The organism is Streptomyces sp. NPDC016677, assembly GCF_055562815.1.
This window is the reverse complement of record NZ_JBVHEO010000006.1, coordinates 186,361-207,587: the sequence shown is the minus strand read 5'-3', so window position 1 is coordinate 207,587 and position 21,227 is coordinate 186,361. Positions and strand designations below refer to the sequence as shown.

Here is a 21,227-nt window from a genome sequence, read left to right as displayed (position 1 = left end):
CGGCGGCGGTCCTGCCCGGGTGCGCCGACCGGCATGGGAGTACCGTGTCGCGCACAACTGGCCCCGCGCGGCGCACCGCGCCGGGCCCGGACCGGGAGCGCCACACAGCATGAGCACGCAGGACCGACTCACCCACCTCGACGAGGCGGGCGCCGCCCGTATGGTCGACGTCTCCCAGAAGGACGTCACCGCCCGCACCGCCCGCGCCAGCGGACGGGTGCTGGTCGCCCCCGAGGTCGTCGAGCTGCTGCGCGGCGCGGGCGTCCCCAAGGGCGACGCCCTGGCCACCGCGCGGATCGCGGGCATCATGGGTGCCAAGCGCACCCCCGACCTGATCCCGCTGTGCCACCCGTTGTCGGTGTCGGGTGTGACACTGGACCTGTCGGTCGCGGACGACGCCGTGGAGATCGTCGCCACCGTGAAGACGACGGACCGCACGGGCGTCGAGATGGAGGCGCTCACCGCGGTCTCCGTCGCCGCGCTCACCGTGATCGACATGGTGAAGGCGGTCGACAAGGGAGCGGTCATCACGGACGTACGGGTGGAGGAGAAGACGGGCGGCAAGTCGGGCGACTGGAGCCGGGCATGACATCCGGTACCGGATACCGCGCCCTGGTCGTCACCGCGTCCAACCGAGCCGCCGCCGGGATCTACGAGGACAAGGGCGGCCCGCTGATCGCCGAGGGCCTCGCCCGCCTCGGCTTCGCCGTCGACGGCCCCCGGGTCGTCCCCGACGGCGACCCGGTCGAGGCCGCCCTGCGCGCGGGCGTCGACGCCGGGTACGACGTGATCGTCACCACCGGCGGGACGGGCCTGTCGCCCACCGACCGCACCCCCGAGGCGACCCGCGCGGTGATCGGCCACGAGGTGCCGGGCATCGCGGAGGCGATCCGGGCGTACGGACGGGACAAGGTGCCCACGGCGGCGCTCTCGCGCGGCCTGGCCGGGGTGGCGGGCAGCACGCTCGTCGTCAACCTGCCCGGGTCCACCGGCGGAGTGAAGGACGGACTGGCCGTACTGGAACCCCTGCTGCGCCACGCCGTCGACCAGATCCGCGGCGGCGACCATCCCAGACCGAACAGCAGCCCGAACGGCGGGGGTGCGAGCTGAACAGCCCCTCCTGGCCCGCGGAGCTGGTGGACGGCGACATCGTCCTGCGGCCCATAAAACTGCGTGACCAGCGGGCCTGGCGCGAGGTCAACCGGCGCAACCGGGACTGGCTGCGGCCCTGGGAGGCCACCATCCCGCCGCCCGGCCCGGGCGGACCGCTCGCCCACCGGCCGACCTACCGCCAGATGGTGCGCCATCTGCGCTCCGAGGCGAACGCGGGCCGGATGCTGCCGTTCGTCATCGAGTACCAGGGCCGGCTGGTGGGGCAGCTGACCGTCGCCGGCATCACCTGGGGGTCGATGTGCTCCGGGCACGTCGGCTACTGGGTGGACGAGGCGGTGGCCGGCCGCGGGGTGATGCCGACCGCCGTGGCACTCGCCGTCGACCACTGTTTCCACACCGTCGGCCTGCACCGCATCGAGGTCTGCATTCGTCCCGAGAACGGCCCCAGCCGCCGGGTCGTGGAGAAACTCGGATTCCGCGAAGAGGGTCTGCGGCCGCGCTATCTGCACATCGACGGCGCCTGGCGCGACCACCTCGTCTTCGCGCTGACCGCGGAGGAGGTGCCGGGGGGCCTGCTGCGACGCTGGCGTCGCAGCAGGGCGACTCAGGACACGTCCGGAATTGAATAAACGTTCGAATTAAGCTCACCCGGACCCGTGAATTGTCATCAGTCCGAAAAAAATTTTGAAATATCAGCCAGATCGTGCGACACACCGGCTCAATTGGCGGATGCCCTCGCGCACATCCCTCTACCGTGTGAGGCGTGAGCAGCAGCGGCCTCATCTACGCAGTCATTGTCGGGGCCTGGGCCGCCTACTTGGTGCCGATGTGGCTCCGTAGGCAGGACGAGCTGAACGAGGCCCGTCCGACGGAACGCTTCAGCACCGCCATCCGGCTCCTGTCCGGACGGGCGGGCATGGAGCGCCGGTACGCCAAGGACCTGCGGGCGCGCTCCGCCGAAGAGGGGGAGCCCGACGCCGGCGACCCGGACGCCGTCACCGACTCGGTGGACGTCCGGGCCTTCGCCGTGTCCCGGACCAGGACGGAGGTCCGCCCGCCGGCCCGGCAGTCCCCGGAACCGCAGTCCCCGGCCCCGCAGTCCCCGGAGCAGGCGGCCCCCGGGCGTCCCGCCCGGCGCGACGCGGGCGACCGGGCGGCGGCCCAGGCCGCGGCGGCCCGTGCCCGGCGTACCAAGGTGCTGGCCCGTCGGCGGCGGACCACCGTGGTGCTCTTCCTCGCCTTCACGCTCGGCGCGATGGTCGCCGCGGTGGGCGGGCTCGCGTTCCTGTGGGCGCCCGCCGTGCCCGCCGTGCTGCTCAGCGCGTACATCGCCTACCTCCGGGCCCAGGAGCGGCGCCGCTTCGCCTTCCAGATGGACCGCCGCCGCGCCGAGGTCGCCGCGCAGCGGCTGCGGGAACGCGGCACCCGGCCCCGCAGGCGGGCCACGGCCGACGCCGGCGCCGATCCCGACACCGAGGAGCCGCACGAGGCCCCCGGCACCGAGGCCGGCCCCGGTCTGTCGACGCTGGCCGCGGACCGGCGGGCACTGGTCGAGCAGACCGACCACGCCGAGTGGGTCGACCAGCAGCGCGAGCGGCAGCGGCGCCCCGGGCAGGGTGAGAGCTGGGACCCGGTGCCGGTGCCGCTGCCGACGTACGTGACCGCGCCGGTCGCCCCCCGGGCCACGGCCGGTGTGGACCTCAGCGCGCCCGACGCGTGGAGTTCCGCGCGCTCCAGCGCCGCCGCCCCGGACCGGCAGGAGGAGGCCGGCGGCGCCGCGGCCTCCGACGCCGAGCCGGACGCCGCGTCCGGCCGTGCCGATTCGCCCGCCGATTCGCCCGCCGAGTCCCCCGCCGAGGACCGGCAGCAGAGCCCGGTCCGCCGCGGCGGACGCCGCGCCGTGTCCGCCCGCCGGTCCCGGGAGCGGGGCCGCACCCCGCTGTTCGACCAGTACGAGGACGGCGACCGCCCCAAGGCCGCCAACGAGTAGCCCACCGGGCTCTCCCGCTGCTCCGGAACGGATTTTTGAGCAGGCCGGGAGGGGTGCTAGAGTTTCACTCGTTGCAAGGGCCTGTGGCGCAGTCCGGTAGCGCACCTCGTTCGCATCGAGGGGGCCAGGGGTTCAAATCCCCTCAGGTCCACTGCAAGAGCTGTTCGCGGGTTAGCCCGGGAACGGTTCGCGAGATCCCGATCAGACGGTCACCGTCGGGTCGGGATCTTGTCGTTTCAGGCGTAGTTGGTACGCAAGCCTGCCCACCTGCTCGCTGGGGCGACGCCCTTCGGGGTGGCGGGTCGGGATCAGCGGTGGAAATACGGGCATGGCGCGGGGGCCGCGGGCGTGGGGCCGTGCGCCTGCGGCCTCGTGGCCCGCCGATCTTCGGATGTGGTTTGGGCGGCCGGTCACGGGCCGCGGCTTATGGCACCGCCAGTGGGCTCGGACGTTCCCGGAACCGCCGGGTAGGGGATGAGGTCTTCGTCGGCCTCCAGGTCCAGAACCGTGCGGGCGCTGTCCTTGCTGGCCCTGCGGAAGCGCTCCAGCTCGATGATGTCTCGACCATCACCGTGTTCGCCGCCAGGGGGCTCTGGGTGACCCTCCCGCGAGGTTGCCGCTTTTCGCGGGCGTGCAGGGCCGCGTCGACCGACTTGAGTCGTCCGTCCCCCCCCTTCGATGTGGGACCGCGGCGTCTGGTGGGCCAGCGCCCAGGACGTGCTCTGCCGGGGCAAGTCCTGCCGCATGCGCGGCAACACGTGTGCCCGCACGGTGACGGAGGGCTGGTCGCAGTACTCGGGCCGTATACCGAAGGGCACTTCCGGCACCGTGACCGTCGGCCGACCCGCGGGGTGGACCCTACGGCTGCGTGGATCCTCCAAGTCGATGACGGCCGGCACCTGTGTGTTCTCGCGCCAGTCGCGCTGTGTCCCGCTCCGTGGCCCAGGCGCAGTCGCGCTTCGTCGCGGGGCGGGAGCAGTGCTCGTTGCCCCGCTCGTCCACCGTGGCCTTGCGGACGAGCGCGTAGGACTCGACCTGCGTCCGGGGACGGAAGAGGCGCCCCGCTCCGGCGATGACGCCCTGGTGGTGGCCCGCGGAACCGATCTGGTCGTTGGTCAGGTCGACCACGGCATGAACCCGGGGGCGCGCAAGGGCCGGTGGGAGTCCTGGGGGTGGATCTAGGTGTAGGCGCGGTCGGCTGCGGCGAAGCCGCGCACGTGGGTCAAGCGGGGGAGGATCATGCTGACGCAGTGGGCATGACGCCCCATGTCCCTCTGCGGCGTGTGCAGGACCACGCCGAGGGTCAGCTGCGGGTGGGCCTTGGGTCAGGGGCATGGTCCACCGTCGCTGATCGTGACGCCGGTCCGGTCAGCCCGTGCAACAGCAGATCCGTGAGGGTGTCGATGACGCGCTGGTCGTCTTCACCGCCGGGGGGCGTGAGCACGGCGTAGTTGAGGGTGACGAGCATCGCGCCCATCGCCGCCGCGATGAACTCGGGGTCGCCGGGCAGCTGGTGTCCGCGCTCGACCAGGTACTCCAGATGCTCCCGAATGGTCCCTGTCTGCTCGCGCAGGTCGCGCCAGGCCCGGCCCGTGCCGGGGTCGTCGGCCACCATCGCCTGAAACAGTGCGAGCGTGACCGGGCGGTTCTGCCGCATCACCGTCCACGCGACACCGATGTGATCGCGCAGCTGGTCGCGGTCGGTCAGGTCGTGATCGCGGGGATGCTCCAGGCCGACCATGCGCTCGTCGATCACAGCCTCCATCTCGGTGAGGAGCGCCTGGAGCAGCTCCTCCTTGCCGGCGAAGTGCTCATAGAACGAGCCGGTCGAGCGTCCGGCCGCGGCGGTGATGTCGGTGATCTTCGTATTGAGGTAGCCGCGATCGCTGAACAGGCCCCGCGCCGCGTCCAGCAGCGCGGCACGAGTCTGGGCCGCCCGGACTTTTCGACTGGCGGTGCTCGCCTGCGACATGTCGTCCTCCATCGGCTGTTGACAGACGTCAGCGTATCGGAACACACTTACGCTGAATCAGTATTCAGTGAAAGTGGATTCAGGGAGACGTCATGCGGATGATCGTGATCGGTGGCGGGATAGCCGGACCCGCCACAGCCCTCGCACTGCAGCGGATCGGCCACGAGGTGACCGTGTACGAGGCATACGATGTTCCGCCCGAGGACGTCGGCGCCCACCTCGGCTTAGCCGTCAACGGCCTGCGCGCGCTGGAGAAGCTGGGCTGCCTGCGCGACGTACAGGCGGCCGGGCACCCCGTCGAACGGATGCGGTTCTACACGGCGGGCGGCCACCTTCTGGGCGACGCGCCACGCCTTCGGCGCGAAGCCGACTCGATGCGCAGCGTCGCGCTCCATCGCGGACAGCTCGTGGCGATCCTGCGGCGGGCGGCGCTCGACGCGGGCGCGAAGATCGTCACCGGCGAACGCCTGGTGGGCGCGACGGAGTCGGCGAGCAGCGTGGTGGCCGAATTCGCCTCCGGCCGGCGTGACACCGCGGAGCTGCTCGTGGGCGCCGACGGCATCTGGTCAACCGTGCGCGGGCTGATCGACTCGTCCGCGCCGCGCGCGGAGTACGCGGGGCTCTACGGGGTAGCCGGAATCGCCAACATGACGGGTCTTGAGACCGGCATCTGGAACCTTGCCTACGCGCGCAGCGGTGCCTTCGTATACACCACCATTGACGAGAACACCCAGTGGTGGGCGGCTCAGATCGGGGAGCCGGTCAAGCCCGACCTGCGAGGCATCGACGACGCGCAATGGATACGGCGCGTCACCGAGCTGTTCCCGGAGGCGATGCCGCGGGCCATCATCGGAGCCGCGACATCGATCGTCGCCTCCGGCTACCTGAACGTCTGCGACACGGTCCGGACGTGGCACAGCGGGCGCATGGTCCTGGTCGGCGACGCCGCCCACCCTGTCGGCGTCGGACACGGCGCCTCGGTGTCGATCGAGGACGCGCTGGAGCTCGCGGCGGCGCTGAGCGGCGCCCCGACCGTCCCAGCGGCACTCAAGGCCTACGACGCGGTACGCCGCCCACGCATGGACAAGCTGCTCAAACATGGGAACAACGCCCGTGAGACCAAGCGGCCCAGCACCGTGAAGCGACAGATCAACGCGGCGAAGATGCGCGTACTCCTCCCCTTCTTCGAACGGGTGCAGGGATACCTGTACGACTATGAGCCGCCTTCCCTGTCCGCCGTAGGCGGATCACAGTCCGCCACGCGCTAGACGGCCTGTAGGCCCGACGCCTCGCTCGTGAAGTGGGGGTGGACGCTCACGCCCGTCCGGTGGTGGCGGGTGCGGTCGACGGGTGGAGCGGGACAGCGCAGAGAACGGCTCTGGCCCCCGTCCGGAAGTGACCGTGCGTCGTCCAGCCCCTGAACGCGCAGCTCGCGGAACGGCTATGAGCACGAGAAGCATGACGCCCCGTCCCCCCGTCCGAGGGAGCCCAACCCGGTGTGGCGCCGCATCGAGGACGATGCGGCGCCACACCCATCGAGAAGGAGGAGCAGTTGCTGAAATCGCGGGTGAGGAAGAACCTGGCCGTCGGGCTGGTGATCACGGTCGTCATCGCGGCGCTGTCGGTGGTTGTCGCGGACGACGGCAGCAAGGTGGAGGAGTTCAGGAAGTCGTTGATAGTGGGCTTATCGGTGACGGGGGCGGTGACAGGGGGTACCTGGCTGCTGCAGCGGAGGCGTTCGGCACCGTGACCGGCGTCCGAGCACCGGCCCTGTGGTTGCCGGCGCCGCACGGGCGTGGGCAAGGCGGTGGGGGAGAGCCTGCGCGACGCCTCCGTCGGCGCAGGTCAGAACCACCCGCGAACGGTCCACCGCGATGACTGTTCTTGAGTTGTCTCAAGGGCGGCCGGCAGAAGGTTCTGTCCGATCGTGATGATCGGACGGGATCTTCGTCGTTTGCGAGGCATCGTCGTGTCGGGAAACGGTGCGGGGCGACCCCCCCCGCAGACCGGCGGGAGCTGGACAGCGTCAGCGGCCCGGTGGCGGAGGCCGCGCGGCGGGCGGGGCTCACCAGGGTGGCGCCGGCGAGGAGCGGGGCGCCCGATCGGACGGAGCCTGAGAGAGTGGGAGGTATGGATGTCGAACGCAGGAACAATGTGACGGTCACCGGGAACCCTCAAGGGCGGACGGTGGTGCTCGCGCACGGGTTCGGCTGCGATCAGAACATGTGGCGGCTGACGGTGCCCGCCCTGGCGGACGACTACCGGGTGGTGCTGTTCGACTACGTGGGTTCCGGCCGCTCGGATCTGTCCGCGTTCTCACAGCAGCGCTACGCGGCGCTGGACGGCTACGCCCGTGACGCGGTCGAGGTGTGCGAGGCGCTCGACCTGCGCGACGCCGTGTTCGTGGGGCACTCGGTGAGCGCGATGATCGGGGTGCTGGCCGCCGGAATGGCGCCGGAGCGGATCGGGGCGCTGGTCATGGTGACGCCGTCGCCGCGCTACATCGACGAGGAGGGCTACCGGGGCGGGTTCAGCGCCGAGGACATCGGCGAACTGCTGGCCTCCCTGGAGGCGAACTACCTGGGCTGGTCGGCGACGATGGCGCCCCTGATCATGGGCAACGCGGACCGGCCCGAGCTGGGCGAGGAACTGACGAACAGCTTCTGCGCCACGGACCCGGCCATGGCGCGCGTCTTCGCCCAGGCCACGTTCCTGTCGGACTCGCGGGACGACCTGAAGGGTGTGAGCGTGCCGACGCTGGTGCTCGAGTGCCTCCAGGACGTCATCGCCCCCCGGGAGGTCGGTGCGTTCGTCCACCGGACGATACCCGGGTCGAAGCTGGTCACGCTCGACGCCACGGGGCACTGCCCACACCTGTCCGCGCCGGAGGCGACCAACGCGGCGATAACCGACTTCCTGGCGCGTCTGCAGTGATGTGCCGCGCCGGGCAGCAGCCGGACCCGTACGACGCCGACGACGCACAGCCGGCGGGTGTGGTGTTCGCCTCGCTCCTGGAGGACAGCGCCGAGGAACTGTACGAGAGCGCGCCGTGCGGCTACCTGTCGACGCTGATGGACGGCACCATCGCCAAGATCAACGCGACTCTGCTCGGCTGGCTGGGCCTCGGGCGGGAGGCCGTGGTGGGCCGCATGCGGTTCACCGACCTGCTGACCGTGGGCGGCAAGCTGTACCACGAGACGCACTTCGCGCCGCTGCTGCGGATGCAGGGTGAGGTCAGCGGGGTAGCCCTGGAGATCAGACAGTCCGGCGGCGGCCGGATACCGGTGCTGGTCTCCTCCGTGGTCAAGCACGGCAGTACCGGTGAGTCCCTGCTGATCCGCAGCACCGTCTTCGACGCCCGGCAGCGCCGCGCCTACGAAGAGGAACTGCTGCGAGCCCGTAAGGAGGCGGAAGGGGCACGCGCCGAGGCGGAGGCCGACCGGGCCCGGTTGCAGGACGCCCTCGCCGTGCTCCAGCAGTCGTTGCTGCCAGCCACCCTGCCGTCGGTACCGGGGGCGGAGGCGGCCGTGCACTACCGCACCGCGTCCCCGGACCGGCTCGGCGGCGACTTCTACGACCTCTTCCCCATCGACGGCAGACGTTTCGCCTTCTTCCTCGGCGACGTGTGCGGCAAGGGGCCCCAGGCCGCCGCGGTCACCTCGCTGACCCGTTACACCCTGCGCGCCGCCGCCGTGGCCGACCCCGACCCCGTCTCCGCCCTGACGACGCTCAACCAGGTGCTCCACGAGCGCTACACCGGCGACGACCCGCGCTACTGCACCGTCATCTTCGGCACCCTCGACCCCGACCCCCGCACCGGCCGCGTCACCGTCCGTCTCGCCTCCGGCGGTCACCCCCCGGCCCTGGTCCTGCGTGCCGACGGCACCGCCGACTTCCTGCCGACCCCCGGCGGTCTCCTCGTCGGTGTCCTGCCCGACGCCACCTTCACCACCGCCACGGCCCTCCTCGGCCCCGGCGACACCCTGGTGCTGTACACCGACGGCCTCACCGAAGCCCGTACCGGTGAGGACCGCGCCGACCTCTACGGCGACGAGGCTCTGCTCGACTTCGCCCGGGGCCGCGCCGGCCAGTCCCCGAAGGCCGTGATCCAGGCCCTGACCGACCTGCTGGAAACCTTCGGTGACGGCCTCGACGACGACACCGCCCTGCTCGCTCTGGGCGTCCCCGCCCGCGCCCCCCGGACCTGAGTCACCGCATGAACCCGCTGCGCATCACCGCCCGAAACGTTCCCGACGGTCCCGTTCTGGAGATCGTCGGCGATCTCGACCACGCCACCGCCGGCCGACTGCGCGAACTGCTCGCGACCCTCACCCTCCGGCCGGGACAGCGCCTGGTGCTGGATCTGACCGGGATGGAGTTCTGCGACTCCAGCGGCATCACCGCCCTGATCGTCGCCCACCACCACGCGCGGGCCGCCCGGGCCGGCATCGCGTTGGCCGGGGTGCCCGACCACACCCTGCGGGTGCTGCGCATCGTGGGCCTGGACCAGATCTTCGCGCTGCCCGACGGCACCGCCGCCGACGGCCCCGACCCGTCCGGGCGTCCCGCTGGGTCAGCCTGAAATGATCGATGCGAGATGAACGCCGAGGACACCGTCCCGGCCTGTCACGGCGCGGGCCGGCGCGGGGTGCGGCCGTGCGGGGTGAAGCAGCCGGCGCCGCGCAGGAGAACCGGCCTGTCCGTGCCGGCGGAGGAGGACTGAGGCCGGTCCGGCCGGGCAGTCACACGCGGGCCGGCGCGGGCCGTGAGGTCCGGAGAGGCCGTGGCGGTCCTTCGCTGCCGCTCCGCTGCCGCGGCCGATCGCGGTGGCCGGGGCCGCTGTCCCAACCGGCTTCCGATCCGCCGTCACCGCACGTCGCCGTTACCGCATGCCGTTGCTGCCGGCCAGGCGGGGCATCTGCTCGCCGGACCCGTGCGCGCGGTCGGTCTCGTCCCGTACCAGGAGGGACAGCAGGGACGCCACGGTCAGGCCCGCTTCCGCCGGATGACGCAGCACCTTGTCCGGCTGGACGCGATAGGTGTTGGTGCGGCCGTCGCGGGTGTGGGAGAGGTAACCGTCCTGCTCCAGGTCGGAGATGATCCGCTGGACGGCGCGCTCGGTCAGCCGGCAGTGGGCGGCGATGTCGCGGATCCGGACGTTGGGGTTGTCGGCGATGACCGCCAGTACGCGGGCGTGGTTGGTGACGAACGTCCATCCGGAGTGGGATTCAGGCACTGGAACCATGCCCAGCATTTTAGGGACGGCTTTTGCCGGACGCCTAATACATGACATAGTTTTCACGTAATGCAGGACCGTCATGTTTCGGGGAGTGCAGGAGGTACCCCAGCGTGTCAGTGAACGAAGAGGCGGCCAGGTGCGTGCGCCGGGACGACGGAAGCCGGCCGCGGGCGGCGGACGGGACCACGGTGGCGCAGTACGCGTGGCGCGGTGCCCGGGTCGTCGGTGCGCGAGGCGCCTACGACGCGTCCTCGATCGCACCCCTGGCGGAGGCGCTGGCCGCCGCGGCCGGGAAGAGTCCGAGGGTGGTCCTGGAGGCCTCGGGCATCACCTTCGCGGACTCCACCCTGCTGAACCTGCTGATCCTCACCCGCCAGACGGCGGACCTGCGTGTGGCCGCGCCGTCGTGGCAGGTGCGGCGGCTGCTGCAGCTGACCGGGGTCGACACCGTTCTCACCGTGCGGGAGACGGTGGAGGAGGCCGCCACCTGCTGACCGCCCGGCGTCCGGCCTGCCGCGGCCCGAGCCGGCCCGGCTCCGCGCGCGGGAGTGGATCCGCCGAGGAGGGGCATTCGTCGACGTGCTGCTGCTCAAGTGCCCAAGGTTTCGCGGTGCGCCCCGTACGGGGCATGTGAGGGAGAGGTATCACCATGATCGTTCCGGCGGAGAAGGAACTGCGCACGGTGCTGGCCCGGTTCGCCCAGGCGCGCATCGACCACGATGTGTGCCCCACCGGCCGCACGAGCAAGGCTCTTGAGGACGCCACGTACACGTTGTGCGTCATGACCGGGGCCCGCACCGCCGAGCAGGCGCTGCGCGTGGCGGACACGCTGCTTGAGCAGTACGCCGGCCGTACGGGGGTCTCCCGCGAGACCGAGACACTGGCGGCGTAGGGCGGCGGAGCAGGCGCGGCGCGGCACCGGGGACGTCGCGTCGCCCCGGAGCCGCGGGTGCCGAGGGGAGACGTCGTCCCCGCGCGACTACGGGCGTCGTCCTCGCGGACGTCCGGCGGAGGCGGCCGCGCGCGTCATGCGCGCCGCCGGCACCACCGCGAAGAGCACCGCAGTCAGGACGCAGGCGCCCGTCGCCGCGCCGAGGGCGGGCCACGGGAGCACCGGGGCGGACGGGGCCGACAGCAGGGACAGGGCGCCGGTCATCGTGAGCAGGTTCAGGGCCGCCACCAGGACGCCGAGCAGCGCGCCGGCGGCGGCCACCGTCAGCGCCTCCGCCGCGACCAGGCGCAGGACCTGGGGCGCGGTGGCTCCGGTCAGACGCAGGGCGGTCAGTTCGCGGCGCCGGCCGGCCGTCGCCATGACCTGGGTGCCGGCCAGGGCGATGGCCGCGTAGACCAGGGCGATGCCCAGGACCAGCAGGAAACCGAGCCGGGTCGTGCCGTCGGAGCGGGGCGCGGTGGCCGCCAGCCAGGCGGCGGCGGTGCGGACCCGGGCGTCCGAGGACCGCACCGCCTCCCGCAGTCCCGCCGCCACGGTGTCCCGGTCGGCGCCGTCCGCCACCGTCACCTCCACCCGGTCCACCGGGGCGCGTGGCGCGTTGGCCGGGGTGACGTACACGCCGCTGTCGCCCGTGCCGGTGGCCAGGACGGCGGCGACACGGAGCGTCCGGCGGGTGCCGTCGCCGAGGAGGACCGGAATCCGCTCGCCCACGGTGTGCCGTTCCCACTCCTCGTTGACGACGATCGAGTCGTCGTCCAGGCCGGTGAGCCGGCCGGCCGTCACCGGGAGCCGGGTGGTGGCGGCCAGCGCCCGCGGCTCGGCCGCCCGGGCGGCGGACCGGACCAGGGCCACGCCCTCCTCCACGACGTACACCGCGCCGGTCGCCGTCGCCGAGACCGCCGCCGTGCCGGGCACCGCCCGCAGCCGCCGTACCGCCGCCTCGTCCAGGTCCGCGGCCGTCACCACGAAGTCGGCCGTCGTCCGGGCCCGCGCCTCGGCCGCCCCCGCCGCGTCCAGGGTGGCCGTCGCCCCGAGCAGTGAGCCCGTCAGCGCCACCGTCACCAGGACCGGCGCCGCGACGGACGCGGCCCGGCGGACGCCCGCCGCCGCGTTCTGCCGTACGAGGACGCCGCCCGCGCCCGGCAGCCGCGACGCCGGCCAGGCGACCAGCCGGATCAGGGGGCGTACGAGGACGGGGGAGAGCAGGGCCACCGCCGTGATCAGCAGCATCGGGCGGCTGATGTACGTCTTGCGGTGCAGCAGCTCGCCCGGGTCGGTCAGCAGCGCCCACGCGGCCGTCCCGGCGGCCGTCGCCAGCAGCGCCGTACCACCCAGCAGACGGCCCCGGGTGAGGGCGCCGTCATCCACCGACGCCTCGCGCAGCGCCTCGGCCGGCCGGGTCCGCCCCGCCCGCCAGGACGCCGCCGTCACCCCGCACAGCGCCACCGTCAGTCCCGTCCAGAACGCCGCGTGATACGGCCAGGTGTGGTCCCCGATCGCGAACCAGTCCGGCGCGAGGCCCCCCGCCACGGTGTGTGCCGCCAGGTGCGGGGCGGCGTACCCGCCCAGCGCGCAGCCCGTCGCCGAGGCGGCCACGCCGGCCAGCAGCGCCTCCGCGGTCACCGTCCGCCGGACCTGGCCCGGCGTCGCGCCCGCCAGCCGCAGCAGCCCGAACTCCCGGCGCCGCTGCGCCACCGTGAACGCGGACGTCGACGCCACCACGAACACGGACACGAAGGCGGCCACCCCGCCCGCCGTCCCGAACAGGGAGTTCAGCGCGGTCACGGCCGTCGCGTCCCGGCCGGGGGCCGGGTCCGCCAGGCGCCGCGCGTCCCCGGTCAGCACCTGGGCCCGGCCGTCCACGGCGCGGCGTACGTCGGCCGGGTCCGCGTCCACCACCAACTGGTCGCTCACCGGGGCCAGCCGCGCGGCGCGGGCGTCGGGGTAGAAGACGGCGTCCTCGGAGCCGGGGCCGGTGACCGTCCCGACGACGCGCACGGGGCCGTGTCCGGTGCGCAGCCGGTCGCCGGGCGCGGCCCAGCGGCCCGTGGTCACGACCTCGTCGGCGGCGCGGGGTGCGCGGCCCGCGCTCAGCTCGTACGGGGCGAAGGCGGCCGTCGACCAGGGGTGGCCCACCAGGGAGGCCGGCCCGCCCTCGGCCCGGACCGGGAAGGAGCGGTCCTCGGTGACCTCGCCCAGCGCGCGCAGGGCGGCGACCGTGCGGGACGGTACGGGACGCGGGCGGTCCAGCGCCGCGGTCCGCACGCCGATCGGGGTCGGCACGCGGAGGGTGTCCTCGCCGCGCACCACCACCGGCGCGGCGGCGAACCGCTGCGGGGCGCGGTCGGGGGCGTCCGCCGCGGCGGCCAGGGCCAGACCCATCACGGTGAGCAGCGCGACGCCGAGCGCCAGGGCGACGAAGCCGCCGGTGAAGGCGGTCCAGCGGGTGCGCAGGGTGCGCAGGGCGAGGGTCAGCACGGGACGGCCTCCGCGTCGCGCGTCTCCAGGGAGGTCGTACGAGCCGCGATCTCCCCGGCCGGTGCGCCCGCCAGCTCGCCGTGCACCCGCCCGCCCACCAGGAACACCACCCGGTCCGCGTACGCGGCGGCCACCGGGTCGTGCGTCACCATGACCAGCGTGCGGCCGTCGGCGTCCACCATCTCCCGCAGCAGCGCCAGGACCTGACGGCCCGTCGTCGGGTCGAGCGCGCCGGTCGGTTCGTCGGCGAACAGCACCTCGGGGCGGGTGATCAGGGCGCGGGCCAGCGCGATCCGCTGCTGCTGGCCGCCGGACAGCTCCGACGGCCGGTGCCGTGCCCGGTCCGTGAGACCGACCCGGCGCAGCGCCTCCCGCACCTCGGACCGCTGCGGGCGGCGGCCGGCCAGGCGCAGCGGCAGGGCGACGTTCTGCTCGGCGGTCAGCGACGGCAGCAGGTTGAACGCCTGGAACACGAACCCGATCCGCTCCCGGCGCAGCAGCGTCAGCCGCCGCTCGCTCAGCCCCGTCAGCTCCGTCCCGCCGAGCCGCACCGAACCGGAGGTGGGCCGGTCCAGGCCCGCCGCGCACTGCAGCAGCGTCGACTTGCCCGAGCCGGACGGGCCCATCACGGCGGTGAAGGTGCCGGCGGGGAAGGCGAGGGAGACGCCGTCCAGCGCCCGCACCCCGCCGTCCCCTGATCCGTACCGTCTGCTCACGTCCCGCACGTCGATCGCGTCGCTTGCCATGTCATCGCCCTTCCTCGCTGGTCAGGGCTCTACGAAACCCCTGGAGCACGGGCCCGGTCAGTGCGGCGAGGGCGAGTCTCGGGGTAGGGCCAGGCATACCCTCCACGCTCCGGTCACGGTGATGGTGAGGGCGGGCCGGCCGCCCGTACGGTGAGCCGCATGACGATGTGGGGGGCGCTCGCGAGGCGCGGATACCTGGGGTCGGGGTGGCCCTGGCGGGCGGTCGCGTACCTGGTCAGCGGGGCGTTGTCCGGGGCGGTCGTGCTGGTGGTGATCGTCGGCGGGGTGGTGGTCGGGGGAGCCCTGGCCGTCGTACTCCTCGGAATCCCGGTGCTGGGGCTGACCGCGCTGTCCGGGATACCCGTGGCCGCCGTCGAGCGCCGGCGGCTGTGGCTGGCGGGGGTGGGGCCGGTGCCCGCCGGGCAGCACCGGGTGCCCGGCCGGCCGGGACTGCCCGCGTGGCTGACCACCCGGATACGGGAGGCGGCGACCTGGCGGGAGCTGGCGTACGCGCTGCTGCTCGGCGTCGTCCTGTGGCCGCTGGACGCGGCGGCCGTCCTGACCTGCGCGGTCCTGCCCCTCTCGATGGTCGCCGCGCCCGCGCTGGTCGCCGCCGACGGCGAGGCGAAGGTGCTGAAGGTCTGGCTCGTGGACACCTGGCCGGCCGCCTCGGCGGCCGCCGTGCTGGGGCTGGTGCTGCTGGCCGCCGGGGCCTACGCCCTGGGGGTGCTGGCGGGGGCGCGGGCCGAGCTGGCGCGGGCGCTGCTGTCGTCGCGGGGCGGCGACCGGGTCACCGAACTCGTCCGGTCCCGGGCCCGGCTGGTCGACGCCTTCGAGGCGGAGCGCCGGCGCATCGAACGGGACCTGCACGACGGGGCCCAGCAGCGGCTGGTCGCCCTCGGGATGGCCCTGGGCCTCGCCCGCCTCGACGCCCCGCCCGGCACTTCCCTCGCCGAGCAGCTCGCCCGCGCCCACCGGGAGGCCGAGCTGGCCCTGGCCGACCTGCGCGAACTCATCCACGGCATCCACCCCAAGGTGCTGGCCGACTACGGGCTCGACGCCGCCGTGGCCGACGCCGCCGACCGCAGCCCCGTACCGGTGGACCTGGAGCTGTCCGTTCCCGGGCGGCTGCCGCGGCCCGTCGAGAGCGCGGCGTACTTCGTGGTGTGCGAGGCGCTGGCCAACGTGGCCAAGCACAGCGGCGCGGGGCGGGCGGCGGTGCGCGGCGGATACGCGGACGGGCGCCTGGCGCTGGAGGTCGCCGACGACGGGCGCGGCGGCGCGGACCCGGACGGCGGCAGCGGACTGACCGGGCTCGCGGACCGGGTGTCGGTCCTCGCTGGCACACTTTCCCTGTCCAGCCCGCCGGGCGGACCGACCCTGCTGCGAGTGGAGATCCCTTGCCGGCCGACAGACCCTTGCGGATAGTCCTCGCCGAGGACAGCGTGCTGCTGCGGGAGGGGCTCATCGGCCTGCTCACCCGCTTCGGGCACGAGGTCGTCGCGGCGGTCGGTGACGCGGACGCCCTGGTCACCGCGGTCGGGGAGCACGGGCCGGACGTGGTGGTGACGGACGTACGGATGCCGCCGGGGCTGCACGACGAGGGGCTGCGGGCCGCCGTGACGCTGCGTGCGGAGCGGTCCGGACTGCCGGTGCTGGTGCTCAGCCAGTACGTGCAGCGCGCCTACGCCGCCGAGTTGCTGGACTCCGGTGACGGCACCGGCGTCGGCTATCTCCTCAAGGACCGGATCGGCCAGGTCGAGGAGTTCGTGGACGCCCTGACGCGCGTCGCGGCCGGCGGCACGGTCGTCGACCCCGAGGTGGTACGGCAGTTGCTGCGCCGCCGCCGGGACCCGCTGGCCAGGCTCACTCCGCGCGAACGGGAGGTGCTGGCGCTGGTCGCGGAGGGCAGGTCCAACGGGGCGGTCGCCCGGGCGCTGGTGGTGTCCGAGGCGGCCGTCGGCAAGCACATCGGGTCCATCCTGACCAAGCTGGACCTGCCGCCGGCCGACGACAGCCACCGGCGGGTGCTGGCGGTGCTGGCGTTTCTGCGGGCCTAGAGCTTCTTGGCGTAACAGAGGCTCTCCTCGTGGAAACGGTAGTAGCCGAAGCTCTCGCACCGCTCGTACCCGCTGGACAGATACAGCGCCACGGCCTCCGGCTGCTTGGTCCCGGTCTCCAGCACCATGCGCTTCCGGCCCGCCGCGCGGGCGTCCGCCTCCAGCGCGGCCAGGACGCGGCGGGCCAGCCCACGGCCGCGCATCTGCTCGATCACGAACATCCGCTTCAGCTCGGCGTCCCCGTCCCGGTAGTTCTCCTCGTTGGCCTCCTGGGAGCGCCAGCCGCCCGTCGCCACCGGGACGTCGCCCTCGTCGTACGCGATGAGGTAGAGGCCGTTCGGCGGCGCGAAGTGCGAGGGTTCCAGGTAGGTGGCGTCGCCGTCGTCGCCGTAGCGGAGGGCGTACTCGGCCTGGACCTCGTCGTTGAGCTTCACGGCGTCGGGGTGGTCGAAGGGGACGGGGCGTATCTCCATTTTTCCTACCGTATGTATGTGCAAGGGGGGAGGTGGGACGCCGTCCAGTGTGCCTCACGCCGGGGAGCCGTCCGGGGCCTGTTGATGTCGGCGGCCGGAGCCGTTTCACTCGACGCCGGAGTACATGCCCGTACTCCCTGCCGGACGGCGAAGGAGCGGACCGTGGATCGACGAAGGCTGCTGGGCACGGCGGTGACCGTGGCCGGTGCGGCGCTGATACCGGGCAGGGCCGTGGCGGCCGGGGACGGTCTGGCCGCGCGGGTGCGGCCCTGCCTCGACCGCGCGTTGGCCGCCGGCGCGCCGAGCGCGGTGATCGGTGTCATCAGTGGTGGCCGCCGGTACGTGGCCGGGGCCGCTCAGGACGGCCCCGTCCCCGAGGGCAGAACGGTGTTCCAGCTCGGCTCCATCGGCAAGACGCTGACCGCCACGGCGCTGGCGCGCGCGGTGGGTGCGGGCACGGTCCGCCTGGACACGCCGCTCCGCCTGCCGTCCGGGTTCACCGTCCCCCGCGGAAAGACACGGCGGATCACCTTGCGCGACCTGGCGACGCACTCCTCGGGCCTGCCCCGCCTGCCCGCCAACCTCCTGGCCGGGGCGGACCCGTACGACCCGTACGCGCACTACACGCTGGCGGACCTGGCCACCGGTCTGCCCCAGACCCCCCTGGACAACGAGCCGGGCAGCGCGTACGCGTACTCCAACCTGGGCTTCGGGCTGCTCGGCCAGGCACTGGCGTTCGACGGCGTGGACGCGATGCTGTGGCGCCGGGTGGCCGCACCGCTGGGCCTGTCGGACACGACCACGACCCTGCGGCCGGACATGGCTGCCCGCAAGGCCGTCGGCCACCTGGCCGGGGAAGAGGTTCCCGACTGGCGCGACCGCGTCCTCAGCGGCGCGGGCACCTCGATGTACAGCACCGCCGACGACATGCTCCGCTACCTGGGCGCCCAGCTGCGGCCGGAGCGCTCGCCGCTGCGGGACGCGATCGAGCTGACGCAGCGCGACCACTTCACCGATCCCGCCACGGGCGTGCGGCTGGGGCTCGGCTGGCACTTCGGCGCGCTGTCCGACGGCCGGACGGTGACCTGGCACAACGGCGGCACGTACGGCTTCAGCACGTGTGCGGCGTTCGACCGGGCCGGTGGGACGGCGGTGGTGATGATGGTGAACACCTACAGCGACACCACGCGCCCGTTCGACACCCTCGTCTTCGCCCTGCTCGACGAGCTGGCCGGCTCCTGAGCCCACCGCCGGGGCGGCCCAGTACCCTGCCCCCATGCTCACCGTCACCTCCGTCAACGTCAACGGCCTCCGCGCCGCCGCCAGGAAGGGCTTCGTCGAGTGGCTCGGCGCCACCTCCGCCGATGTGCTGTGCCTCCAGGAGGTGCGGGCCGAGCCGCAGCAGCTGCCCGAGGGCGTCCGGGAGCCCGAGGGGTGGTACGTCACGCACGCGCCCGCCGCGGCCAAGGGGCGGGCCGGCGTCTCCCTCTACACGCGCCGTGAGCCCGACCGGGTGCGGGTCGGGTTCGGGTCGTCGGAGTTCGACGGCAGCGGGCGGTACGTGGAGGCCGACCTGCCCGGTGTGACGGTCGCCTCCCTGTACCTGCCGTCCGGCGAGGTCGGGACCGAGCGGCAGGACGAGAAGGTCCGTTTCATGGGGGAGTTCCTCGCCTACCTCAAGGAGCTGCGCGAGCGGGCCGCCGCCGACGGGCGGGAGGTCGTCGTCTGCGGGGACTGGAACATCGCCCACCAGGAGGCCGACCTCAAGAACTGGCGCGCGAACCGGAAGAACTCCGGGTTCCTGCCGGAGGAGCGGGAGTGGCTGAGCAGGGTGCTCGACCCGGCCGAGGGCGGGTACGTCGACGTCGTGCGGGCGCTGCACCCGGAGGGTGAGGGGCCGTACTCGTGGTGGTCCTACCGGGGGCGGGCCTTCGACAACGACGCCGGGTGGCGCATCGACTACCACGTGTCGACCCCTGGCCTGGCCGCCCGCGCGGTCAAGGGCTTCGTCGAGCGGGCCGCCGCTCACGAGGAGCGGTGGTCGGACCACGCGCCGGTGACGGTGGTGTACGACACCCCCTGGTCAGGAGGGTGAGGACGAGCTTGCCCCTCAGGTGGCCGCCGTCGAGCAGCCGGTCGCGTCGGCGACGCGCTCGAACGGGAACGTCTCCTGCGCAGGGACCCGGAGCCTGCCCCGTTCGACCAGGTCGACGCGGCCCCGCAGGGCGACCGGATCGGGGTCGGCCGCGATGCCGCTGAAGCGCGGCCCGGCCGCCTCGCATCCGGCGGCCGGCTCCACGAACTCACCCCGCTCGGGGCGACGTTGATCGGTCCGGTCCACACGCTGACCGAGTGGGTGAGGGCGCGGACGGCGGCGCAGTGCTCGACGCGTTCGACGCCGCCGGTCCCGGTCCGGTCGCCCACCCGGCACCGTAGGGCGTCGCGTCGGGAGCGAGCGTGACGACGAGCCCGCTGCCCACCGGGCGGATTCGAGCCCTCAGGCGGGCAGCCTCGTGTCGACGACGAAGCTGATCTCGACGACCTGGCCGGGCAGGGTCAGTTCGGTGACGCCCACGACCGTGCTGGCAGGGCGGTGATCGCCGAAGTACCCGAGGTTGCCCTCGGCCGCCGCCGCCGCGTTGCGGCCCAGGTCCACCACGTACACGGTCTGCGAGACGACCTGGTTGCGGGTGGCGCCGTAGTGGTCCAGGACCCGGTCCATGTTGACGTAGGTCCGCGCGAGTTGGGCGGCGAAGTCGCCCGCGTGAAGGAACTCGCCCGCCTCGTCGAACGCGAGCTGTCCGGAGACGTGGATCAGCTCGCCGGACCTGATCGCCTGCGCGTAGCCGAAGTCGCTCTCGGCCGGCACGTCGTACTGGAAGACATCAATGGTGGCCACGGTGTTCGCCCTTTCCCGGACTGCTCTCTTGTGGTTACTCGGGAACTGTAAGAGAGTGAGGGCTTACCTGGAAGAACGCACTTTTCGGTGACTGAGGAACCTCATGGTGACCAAGCAACTGCTCAAGGGCCTGCCCGAGGACGCCGATCTTCGGCGCGCGGACTCCCTGGCCCGGGAGATCTTCTCGGACGTCGCCAACAAGTGGGCGCTCCTGATCATCGAGGCGCTCGGTGAACGCACCCTGCGCTTCGGCGAGTTGCGGAACGAGGTCGAGGGCGTCAGCCACAAGATGCTCACCCAGAACCTGCGCATGCTGGAGCGCAACGGCCTGGTCGACCGGAAGGTGCACCCCACCGTGCCGCCGCGGGTCGAGTACACCCTCACCGAGCCGGGCCGGGGCCTGCTCGCCGCCGTCGACGCCATATGCGGCTGGACCCACCAGCACCTCGGTCACATCGAGAGCGCCCGCGGCCGTTTCGACGCCTGAGGGGGCGCCGGGCCGGCGGCCGGTTCAGGCGCGTGGCGCGGAACCGCGCGCCCCCTTCCGCAGCCGCCGGTCCAGCGCCAGTGACAGTTCCGCCTCCACCACGCTGCGCGCCAGTGGCCGCAGTCGGGGCAGGTCGTCCTCGGACGCGTGGTGCAGGACCAGGTCGGCGAAGAGGCCGGCCAGGGCCTCGGCGTGGGTGCGGACGCGGCGGCCGGCGGCCAGGACCTCCGCGAGCGGGACGCCCTCGCGGACCAGGGCGGTGGACGCGTCCAGCAGGCGGCGGCTGATGTGGACGATCTCGTCGCCGTCGGTGCCCAGGTAGCCGAGGTCCATCGCGGCGGCGAGGTTCTCCGGAGTGTCCTGGCCCTGGAAGCGGTCGGCGAGTTCCTCGGGGGTGAGGCGGACCGGGGTCTCCTCGGTGGGCTCGCCGAGGCCGAGCAGGTCGCCGACGTCGCGGCCGTGGTCGAAGGCGTCGGCCAGTTCCGCGATGCCGTTGAGGGTGTGGCCGCGTTCCAGGAGCGCCGAGATGGTGCGCAGGCGGGCCAGGTGGTGGTCGTCGTACCAGGCGATGCGGCCCTCGCGGCGGGGCGGCGGGAGCAGTCTGCGTTCGCGGTAGAAGCGCAGGGTGCGCACTGTGATGCCGGCCAGCCGGGCCAGTTCCTCCATGCGGTATTCGCGCTTGTCCGTCACGCCCTGACCTTACGGCGTACCGACGGTAACTTTCTTTTTCCCGACCCCTACCCATGAGTAGCGGGCTGCTCTACGCTCCCCATTGCGCCAGTGTTCACTGGCAGAGTCTACGGCGGTGCGTGGAGGCG

General features: G+C 73.1%; 24 protein-coding genes, 1 tRNA gene and 2 pseudogenes. 18 read left to right on the top strand and 9 right to left on the bottom strand.

Features of this window, described 5'->3' with window-relative positions:
* Nucleotides 1-109: 109 nt before the first annotated feature.
* The 5 genes from moaC to ACZ3IG_RS19280 all read left to right on the top strand — a co-directional run bounded on the left by moaC (nucleotide 110) and on the right by ACZ3IG_RS19280 (nucleotide 3,254).
* A complete protein-coding gene (gene moaC, locus ACZ3IG_RS19300) occupies nucleotides 110-589 on the top strand; it encodes a cyclic pyranopterin monophosphate synthase MoaC (RefSeq protein WP_403537239.1) in 480 nt (159 codons plus the stop codon).
* Complete coding sequence (locus tag ACZ3IG_RS19295) at nucleotides 586-1,110, top strand: MogA/MoaB family molybdenum cofactor biosynthesis protein (protein WP_403537236.1); 525 nt, start codon at nucleotides 586-588, stop codon at nucleotides 1,108-1,110. Before moaC ends, ACZ3IG_RS19295 begins: the two co-directional genes overlap by 4 nt.
* A gap of 26 nt (nucleotides 1,111-1,136) precedes the next feature.
* On the top strand, nucleotides 1,137-1,742 hold the full coding sequence (locus tag ACZ3IG_RS19290) for a GNAT family N-acetyltransferase (RefSeq protein WP_467433426.1): 606 nt from the start codon (nucleotides 1,137-1,139) through the stop codon (nucleotides 1,740-1,742).
* A 134-nt stretch (nucleotides 1,743-1,876) separates the two neighbouring features.
* Complete coding sequence (sepX, locus tag ACZ3IG_RS19285) at nucleotides 1,877-3,103, top strand: divisome protein SepX/GlpR (protein WP_467433423.1); 1,227 nt, start codon at nucleotides 1,877-1,879, stop codon at nucleotides 3,101-3,103.
* Between the two features lie 77 nt (nucleotides 3,104-3,180).
* Nucleotides 3,181-3,254: transfer RNA gene (locus tag ACZ3IG_RS19280), tRNA-Ala, on the top strand.
* A gap of 707 nt (nucleotides 3,255-3,961) precedes the next feature.
* Here the strand turns inward: ACZ3IG_RS19280 and ACZ3IG_RS19275 are convergent.
* Both ACZ3IG_RS19275 and ACZ3IG_RS19270 read right to left on the bottom strand, forming a co-directional pair.
* The gene (locus tag ACZ3IG_RS19275) at nucleotides 3,962-4,231 is read right to left on the bottom strand and encodes a hypothetical protein (RefSeq protein WP_467433422.1); all 270 of its coding nucleotides are present in this window, start codon (nucleotides 4,229-4,231) and stop codon (nucleotides 3,962-3,964) included.
* 175 nt (nucleotides 4,232-4,406) lie between these two features.
* Nucleotides 4,407-5,075, bottom strand: coding sequence for a TetR/AcrR family transcriptional regulator (locus ACZ3IG_RS19270; protein ID WP_467433421.1), 669 nt, complete (start codon nucleotides 5,073-5,075; stop codon nucleotides 4,407-4,409).
* Nucleotides 5,076-5,167: 92 nt separating this feature from the next.
* Here ACZ3IG_RS19270 and ACZ3IG_RS19265 point away from each other — a divergent pair, with 92 nt between their 5' ends.
* From ACZ3IG_RS19265 to ACZ3IG_RS19245, 5 genes are all read left to right on the top strand, one after another.
* Nucleotides 5,168-6,343 (top strand): FAD-dependent oxidoreductase, encoded by a 1,176-nt coding sequence (locus ACZ3IG_RS19265; protein ID WP_467433419.1) that lies wholly within the window; start codon nucleotides 5,168-5,170, stop codon nucleotides 6,341-6,343.
* Nucleotides 6,344-6,573: 230 nt separating this feature from the next.
* Complete coding sequence (locus ACZ3IG_RS19260; protein WP_467433418.1) at nucleotides 6,574-6,825, top strand: hypothetical protein; 252 nt, start codon at nucleotides 6,574-6,576, stop codon at nucleotides 6,823-6,825.
* Nucleotides 6,826-7,205: 380 nt separating this feature from the next.
* Nucleotides 7,206-8,009, top strand: a complete 804-nt coding sequence (locus ACZ3IG_RS19255; protein WP_467433417.1) for an alpha/beta fold hydrolase — start codon at nucleotides 7,206-7,208, stop codon at nucleotides 8,007-8,009.
* Nucleotides 8,009-9,283: a PP2C family protein-serine/threonine phosphatase gene (locus ACZ3IG_RS19250; protein WP_467433416.1), complete on the top strand. Its 1,275-nt coding sequence runs from the start codon at nucleotides 8,009-8,011 to the stop codon at nucleotides 9,281-9,283. The genes ACZ3IG_RS19255 and ACZ3IG_RS19250 overlap by 1 nt, the downstream gene beginning before the upstream one ends.
* An 8-nt stretch (nucleotides 9,284-9,291) precedes the next feature.
* The gene (locus tag ACZ3IG_RS19245; protein ID WP_467433415.1) at nucleotides 9,292-9,657 is read left to right on the top strand and encodes an STAS domain-containing protein; all 366 of its coding nucleotides are present in this window, start codon (nucleotides 9,292-9,294) and stop codon (nucleotides 9,655-9,657) included.
* Nucleotides 9,658-9,957: 300 nt separating this feature from the next.
* Here the strand turns inward: ACZ3IG_RS19245 and ACZ3IG_RS19240 are convergent, their stop codons facing one another.
* Entirely contained in the window at nucleotides 9,958-10,320 is a 363-nt protein-coding gene (locus ACZ3IG_RS19240; protein ID WP_467433414.1) for a helix-turn-helix transcriptional regulator, read from the bottom strand.
* Nucleotides 10,321-10,424: 104 nt separating this feature from the next.
* Here ACZ3IG_RS19240 and ACZ3IG_RS19235 point away from each other — a divergent pair, with 104 nt between their 5' ends.
* Complete coding sequence (locus tag ACZ3IG_RS19235) at nucleotides 10,425-10,808, top strand: STAS domain-containing protein (protein WP_467433413.1); 384 nt, start codon at nucleotides 10,425-10,427, stop codon at nucleotides 10,806-10,808.
* 155 nt (nucleotides 10,809-10,963) lie between these two features.
* Nucleotides 10,964-11,206, top strand: a complete 243-nt coding sequence (locus ACZ3IG_RS19230; protein WP_467433410.1) for a DUF5133 domain-containing protein — start codon at nucleotides 10,964-10,966, stop codon at nucleotides 11,204-11,206.
* An 87-nt stretch (nucleotides 11,207-11,293) separates the two neighbouring features.
* On the opposite strand, the gene ACZ3IG_RS19225 is transcribed toward ACZ3IG_RS19230, so the two are convergent.
* Entirely contained in the window at nucleotides 11,294-13,744 is a 2,451-nt protein-coding gene (locus tag ACZ3IG_RS19225; RefSeq protein ID WP_467433409.1) for an ABC transporter permease, read from the bottom strand.
* On the bottom strand, nucleotides 13,738-14,490 hold the full coding sequence (locus ACZ3IG_RS19220) for an ABC transporter ATP-binding protein (RefSeq protein ID WP_467433408.1): 753 nt from the start codon (nucleotides 14,488-14,490) through the stop codon (nucleotides 13,738-13,740). Before ACZ3IG_RS19220 ends, ACZ3IG_RS19225 begins: the two co-directional genes overlap by 7 nt.
* 165 nt (nucleotides 14,491-14,655) lie before the next feature.
* On the opposite strand from ACZ3IG_RS19220, the gene ACZ3IG_RS19215 reads away from it, so the two are divergent.
* Entirely contained in the window at nucleotides 14,656-15,918 is a 1,263-nt protein-coding gene (locus ACZ3IG_RS19215) for a sensor histidine kinase (protein WP_467433698.1), read from the top strand.
* Entirely contained in the window at nucleotides 15,891-16,550 is a 660-nt protein-coding gene (locus ACZ3IG_RS19210) for a response regulator transcription factor (RefSeq protein WP_467433407.1), read from the top strand. The genes ACZ3IG_RS19215 and ACZ3IG_RS19210 overlap by 28 nt, the downstream gene beginning before the upstream one ends.
* On the opposite strand, the gene ACZ3IG_RS19205 is transcribed toward ACZ3IG_RS19210, so the two are convergent.
* Entirely contained in the window at nucleotides 16,547-17,023 is a 477-nt protein-coding gene (locus tag ACZ3IG_RS19205; RefSeq protein WP_467433406.1) for a GNAT family N-acetyltransferase, read from the bottom strand. The genes ACZ3IG_RS19210 and ACZ3IG_RS19205 overlap by 4 nt on opposite strands.
* A 162-nt stretch (nucleotides 17,024-17,185) precedes the next feature.
* On the opposite strand from ACZ3IG_RS19205, the gene ACZ3IG_RS19200 reads away from it, so the two are divergent.
* Nucleotides 17,186-18,265 (top strand): serine hydrolase domain-containing protein, encoded by a 1,080-nt coding sequence (locus tag ACZ3IG_RS19200; protein WP_467433405.1) that lies wholly within the window; start codon nucleotides 17,186-17,188, stop codon nucleotides 18,263-18,265.
* Between the two features lie 34 nt (nucleotides 18,266-18,299).
* A complete protein-coding gene (locus tag ACZ3IG_RS19195) occupies nucleotides 18,300-19,118 on the top strand; it encodes an exodeoxyribonuclease III (RefSeq protein ID WP_467433404.1) in 819 nt (272 codons plus the stop codon).
* Here ACZ3IG_RS19195 and ACZ3IG_RS19190 read toward each other — a convergent pair.
* A pseudogene (locus ACZ3IG_RS19190) lies at nucleotides 19,111-19,298 on the bottom strand (zinc-binding dehydrogenase); the annotation flags it as partial. The gene ACZ3IG_RS19195 and the pseudogene ACZ3IG_RS19190 overlap by 8 nt on opposite strands.
* 21 nt (nucleotides 19,299-19,319) lie before the next feature.
* Between ACZ3IG_RS19190 and ACZ3IG_RS19185 the strand changes: the two are divergent.
* Nucleotides 19,320-19,459 (top strand): annotated as a pseudogene (locus ACZ3IG_RS19185) (winged helix-turn-helix transcriptional regulator); the annotation flags it as partial.
* A 61-nt stretch (nucleotides 19,460-19,520) separates the two neighbouring features.
* On the opposite strand, the gene ACZ3IG_RS19180 reads toward ACZ3IG_RS19185, so the two are convergent.
* On the bottom strand, nucleotides 19,521-19,922 hold the full coding sequence (locus tag ACZ3IG_RS19180; RefSeq protein ID WP_467433402.1) for a RidA family protein: 402 nt from the start codon (nucleotides 19,920-19,922) through the stop codon (nucleotides 19,521-19,523).
* A gap of 103 nt (nucleotides 19,923-20,025) precedes the next feature.
* Here ACZ3IG_RS19180 and ACZ3IG_RS19175 point away from each other — a divergent pair, with 103 nt between their 5' ends.
* Entirely contained in the window at nucleotides 20,026-20,409 is a 384-nt protein-coding gene (locus ACZ3IG_RS19175; protein WP_467433401.1) for a winged helix-turn-helix transcriptional regulator, read from the top strand.
* Between the two features lie 24 nt (nucleotides 20,410-20,433).
* Here the strand turns inward: ACZ3IG_RS19175 and ACZ3IG_RS19170 are convergent, their stop codons facing one another.
* Entirely contained in the window at nucleotides 20,434-21,099 is a 666-nt protein-coding gene (locus ACZ3IG_RS19170) for a MerR family transcriptional regulator (RefSeq protein WP_467433399.1), read from the bottom strand.
* Nucleotides 21,100-21,227 lie beyond the last annotated feature (128 nt).

What these genes read in the sequence shown, in the direction of transcription:
- ACZ3IG_RS19230 (WP_467433410.1), top strand. Translation starts at nt 10,964, where the DNA reads ATGATCGTTCCGGCGGAGAAGGAACTGCGCACGGTGCTGGCCCGGTTC.
- ACZ3IG_RS19270 (WP_467433421.1), bottom strand. Translation starts at nt 5,075, where the DNA reads ATGTCGCAGGCGAGCACCGCCAGTCGAAAAGTCCGGGCGGCCCAGACT.
- ACZ3IG_RS19250 (WP_467433416.1), top strand. Translation starts at nt 8,009, where the DNA reads ATGTGCCGCGCCGGGCAGCAGCCGGACCCGTACGACGCCGACGACGCA.
- ACZ3IG_RS19215 (WP_467433698.1), top strand. Translation starts at nt 14,656, where the DNA reads ATGTGGGGGGCGCTCGCGAGGCGCGGATACCTGGGGTCGGGGTGGCCC.
- moaC (WP_403537239.1), top strand. Translation starts at nt 110, where the DNA reads ATGAGCACGCAGGACCGACTCACCCACCTCGACGAGGCGGGCGCCGCC.
- ACZ3IG_RS19205 (WP_467433406.1), bottom strand. Translation starts at nt 17,023, where the DNA reads ATGGAGATACGCCCCGTCCCCTTCGACCACCCCGACGCCGTGAAGCTC.
- ACZ3IG_RS19265 (WP_467433419.1), top strand. Translation starts at nt 5,168, where the DNA reads ATGCGGATGATCGTGATCGGTGGCGGGATAGCCGGACCCGCCACAGCC.
- ACZ3IG_RS19245 (WP_467433415.1), top strand. Translation starts at nt 9,292, where the DNA reads ATGAACCCGCTGCGCATCACCGCCCGAAACGTTCCCGACGGTCCCGTT.
- ACZ3IG_RS19175 (WP_467433401.1), top strand. Translation starts at nt 20,026, where the DNA reads ATGGTGACCAAGCAACTGCTCAAGGGCCTGCCCGAGGACGCCGATCTT.
- ACZ3IG_RS19295 (WP_403537236.1), top strand. Translation starts at nt 586, where the DNA reads ATGACATCCGGTACCGGATACCGCGCCCTGGTCGTCACCGCGTCCAAC.
- ACZ3IG_RS19255 (WP_467433417.1), top strand. Translation starts at nt 7,206, where the DNA reads ATGGATGTCGAACGCAGGAACAATGTGACGGTCACCGGGAACCCTCAA.
- ACZ3IG_RS19195 (WP_467433404.1), top strand. Translation starts at nt 18,300, where the DNA reads ATGCTCACCGTCACCTCCGTCAACGTCAACGGCCTCCGCGCCGCCGCC.
- ACZ3IG_RS19240 (WP_467433414.1), bottom strand. Translation starts at nt 10,320, where the DNA reads ATGGTTCCAGTGCCTGAATCCCACTCCGGATGGACGTTCGTCACCAAC.
- ACZ3IG_RS19220 (WP_467433408.1), bottom strand. Translation starts at nt 14,490, where the DNA reads ATGGCAAGCGACGCGATCGACGTGCGGGACGTGAGCAGACGGTACGGA.